Here is a 3,819-nt window from a genome sequence, read left to right as displayed (position 1 = left end):
GGCGTGAGCCGGCCACCGCCCCTTCGTCATGTCCGGGGAGCCCGTGGCGCGTCGGCCGTCGTCCCCCGTGCCGCACCGGCCGCCGTCCCCCGTCCCGTGCCGGCCGTCGCCCCCGTGGGCCCGGAGCCCCGCCCCCGGGCCGTGCGGCCGGCTCCCCGGCGCCGGCTCAACCCGCCTCGGAGAGCCTTTCGTTCCTGGCGAGGGCCGCCGCCCGGACGTCCAGCAGTGCGAGCAGGACGGGCGGGTCGAGGGCGTGCACGGGCCGCAGGCGCAGTTCGAGCGGCTTCGGCGGGACGTTCGCCCTGATCTCGACGGGGCCGACGGAGCCGACGGAGACCTCGCCGGTGAGGACTTCGTCGAAGGAGGCGGGGACGGAGTGGGCGAGGAGGTACCAGGTCCCGGGCGGCACGTGTTCGAGGAGGAAGGCGCCGGGGCGGGGGAGGACGGTACAGGCGGCCGGCCGGCCCTCCGGGATGCGGGTGCGGAAGAGCCCGACGAAGACGCGGCCGAGGCCGTCGGCGACGGGAGCCCGGATCTCGCCGCGGACGGTGGCGAGATCCGTGGGCCGGGCCCAGCGCCGCCGTTCGAGTTCGATGCTCGTGGTGAAGCCGCGTAACTGGCGGAACATCGTGGGCGACGTGCCGACGCTGCTGGCGAACCGTGAGCTGAAGGTGCCGACGCTGTTGTAGCCGACGCGGTGGCTGATCTCGGTCACGCTGAGGTCCGTCTCGATGAGCAGACGTTTGGCGGCCTCGATGCGGATGGCGGACAGGAAGCGTCTCGGTGAGACCCCGGTCACCCGCTGGAATTCCCGGGAGAAGTGGAATTTGCTGTAGACGGCCGCCTGTGCCATGTCGTCTATGGTCAGTATTTCGCCGATGTTCTCGTGCATGACCTCGATGGCTCGGGCCACGGCCTCTTCGATTGCGGGCTTCACAATGACTCCAGGTTCTCGCAGTACCGGTGGACGACGGAAACTCCGCTCCGGTATTGCGTCCTGGAACGCGGCCGAGGGGGGCGGGCGGCCTGAAATACCGGAGCGCGCGAGGTTTACCCGCTCCCTTCTGTTAAGCGACGGTGACACACCGTGGCACCGTGATAACGACTGATGACCGTAGCAGGCGGACATGACAAGTTCAACGACTTCCTCGCGCGTTGATTTGGCAAAGCCGAGGGGTGGAATACCGGCCGGTATGTGTTTGAACTATTGAAGCAATTGACGAGATGCGCCGGAGGGGGGCATACGGATGTCACGGACGGGACGGATGTGATTCAGGAGTACTCGTGTGACGGCTGCGCCGGTCCGGCGTCGGAGCGGAATCGTTCGGGAATTCACCGCGGATCGCGCCGGCCCCGCCGTCAGTCCGAATCGGTCGTCGCCGGGTCCACCTCCTCCCACAGTCGCTCCACGGAGGCCGCCACCGATGCGACCGCGGCCTCCAGGATGTCGCCGGCCGCGACCATCAGCCCCACCAGCTGCGCCTCCAGCAGCCGATCGGCGTCGCACGGCTCGGTCAGGTATTCGCCGAGCTCCAGGACCACCAAACCGTGCACCGCGGACCACATCTGATGCGCCACCAGCTCGGCGTCCTCCGAGCGGAACCGGCCCGCCTCGATGCAGCGGGCGGCGCACTCGGCCACGCCGGCCAGAGTGTAACGGCCGTATTGCCGGTCCTCCTCGCCCAGCGAGAACCCGGCCAGCGAGGAGCCCCCGAACATCACCGCGTACAGGTGGGGGTTGGCCAGCGCATTGCACCGGTACGCACGACCCAGCAACGCCAGGTCGCTCACCGGGTCGTCACTGAACTCCACCAGGGTGAAGTAGTGCTGGAGCCGGGTGAACCCTTCATGAACCATGGCGCGCACCAGCCCGCGCATTCCGTTGAAGTGGGTGTACAGGGCCATGGTGGAGGTGCCGCTCTCGCTCGCGATGCGGCGGGCGGACAGCGCCTGCGGCCCTTCCTCCGCCAGCAACCGGGCGGCGATGTCCACCAGTGCCGGACGGGCACCGGGATCCGTGCGACGCGGACTCATTCCCTCAGTCAAGCAAAACGCCCTTATGTCAGGTACGTTCGCGCCCACAACCCTCCGATCCCCGCACAATGCGAGAAGCGGCCCGCGCGGCGCCGGGCATAGCTTTCCAGTCACTCAGCGCGACATTCCAGGGGCGGCCGACGGCCGGAGGAGAAATGTCGACGCCCGGTCGCGCGACCACCACACCAGCGCTCGACGGAGGTCGCTCTTGTCCACCACCACACGCCCCGGCCGGATCACCGGCGCCACATTGCTCCTCTCCTTGGGCAGCCTGATCGTGCTGGTCTCCTCCGCAGTGGCCTTCCGGCACTCCTTCGCGATGGATCCCGCGATGCCGATGGACCACATGTCGGCCGACGACGGCCGGAAGCTGCACGGCATGGCCCTGTCGGAGATGCCGGAGATGTTCACCGCCCTCGCCGGACTGCTGATCGTGGTGGTCGGCGCCGCCCTGCGCGGGCGGCCGAAATCCGTCGAGGCCGACTCCGGGACGGGGCGGCGCGGCCGGCTGCTGATTCTTCTCATCGGTACGGCCGCCCTCACCATCGACATCAGCAAGACCTCCACCCTGGGCTTCGTCATCCCCGGCATGCGGGCCGAGTACGGGCTCGATCCCCGCGCGGCCTCCCTGCTGGCGGTCTGCGGACTGACCGGGACGGCGACCGGGGCGCTGCTGTTCGGCGTGCTCACCGACCGGATCGGCCGCCGCAGTTCCTACCTGATCGCCACCCTCGGGTTCACCGCCACCAGCATGTGCGGCTCGATGCCCACCTTCGAGGGCAACCTGGTGATGTGCGCCCTGATGGGCGTGGCGGTCGGCGGCCTCGCCCCGCTGCTGATCACCCTGCTCACCGAGACCGTCGGCGGAAAGGTCCGCGGATCGGTGGTGGTGGCACTCTCCGTCGTCGCCACCGCGGTCGGCTACCTGGTCGCCGCCGGCTCGGCGCTGTGGCTGGAACCGGTGTTCGGCTGGCGGATCCTGTGGCTGATCGGCGCCCCCACCGGTGCCGTGCTGGCCCTCCTCACCCCCTTCGTCCCCAACCGCACCTCGGCCCCCGCCCCGGTGGCCGCGGGCGCGCCGTCGGCCGTCCAGCACCTGCCCAGGTCCTCACGGGCCCTCACCCACGGCCTCCAGCGCGCCTTCGCCACCCTGATCGGACTGCTCACCTTCGGCCTCACCACCTGGGTGCCGAGCCTGGCCCGGATCGGCGGCGTACCGGTGCACACCGCGAACCTGATGCTCACCATCGCGGCGATCGTGATGATCCCGTGCGCCCTGCTGCTGATGCTGGGCTACCGCCGCTTCGGACCGACCTCCATGGCGGCGGGCCTGGCCACCGTCACCGCGGTGCTGCTGCTGGCGCTCACGGCCAGCGGCGCGGTGGCCGAGGTGGGCTGGATCGCCGCGGGCGCGCTGGTGGCGGCCCTGTTCTCGGTGAACTCGATGGCCGCGATCTTCCTCCCGATCGCGGCCGACCTGGCGGATCCGGAACGGCGCGGCCGGACCACCGGGTGGGTCTCCCTGTTCAACCGGCTGGGCGGCCTGATGGGGCCGCTGCTGCTGGCGAGCCTGGTGTCCTCGCCCTCCGCCGTCCTGGTGGCGGTCTCCGTCCTCGCCCTGCTGTGCGGCGCGGCCGCCTGGTACATCAGCCGCCGGCACCGGCTCGCCCTGGTCGGCCTGGAGCCGGTGACCGACTGAACCGACCGACCGAACCGGCTGACTGACCGACCGACCCACCCACCGACCGGGAGCACGCAGGCCGGCCGACCGACGAACCCGTCTGT

Annotated in this window: 3 protein-coding genes; 1 reads left to right on the top strand and 2 read right to left on the bottom strand. The window is 70.4% G+C overall.

The genetic code is table 11. The annotated features are described in order from the left end of the window. Positions 1-166 precede the first annotated feature (166 nt). Entirely contained in the window at positions 167-937 is a 771-nt protein-coding gene (locus ACFVHV_RS43420; RefSeq protein ID WP_380359350.1) for a helix-turn-helix domain-containing protein, read from the bottom strand. 422 nt (positions 938-1,359) lie between these two features. Further along, positions 1,360-2,034 carry a TetR/AcrR family transcriptional regulator gene (locus ACFVHV_RS43415; RefSeq protein ID WP_359915568.1) on the bottom strand — a complete coding sequence of 225 codons (675 nt, stop codon included), beginning with the start codon at positions 2,032-2,034 and terminating at the stop codon, positions 1,360-1,362. Between the two features lie 208 nt (positions 2,035-2,242). Here ACFVHV_RS43415 and ACFVHV_RS43410 point away from each other — a divergent pair, with 208 nt between their 5' ends. Continuing rightward, positions 2,243-3,733 (top strand): MFS transporter, encoded by a 1,491-nt coding sequence (locus ACFVHV_RS43410; protein ID WP_359915570.1) that lies wholly within the window; start codon positions 2,243-2,245, stop codon positions 3,731-3,733. The last annotated feature ends 86 nt before the right edge of the window (positions 3,734-3,819 follow it).

The organism is Kitasatospora sp. NPDC127116 (assembly GCF_042677365.1).
In the GTDB taxonomy this organism is placed as follows: Bacteria; Actinomycetota; Actinomycetes; order Streptomycetales; family Streptomycetaceae; genus Kitasatospora; species Kitasatospora lactacystinica.
The sequence above is the reverse complement of the archived record's forward strand: the minus strand, read 5'-3'. Positions and strand labels throughout refer to the sequence as shown.

What these genes read in the sequence shown, in the direction of transcription:
- ACFVHV_RS43415 (WP_359915568.1), bottom strand. Translation starts at nt 2,034, where the DNA reads ATGAGTCCGCGTCGCACGGATCCCGGTGCCCGTCCGGCACTGGTGGAC.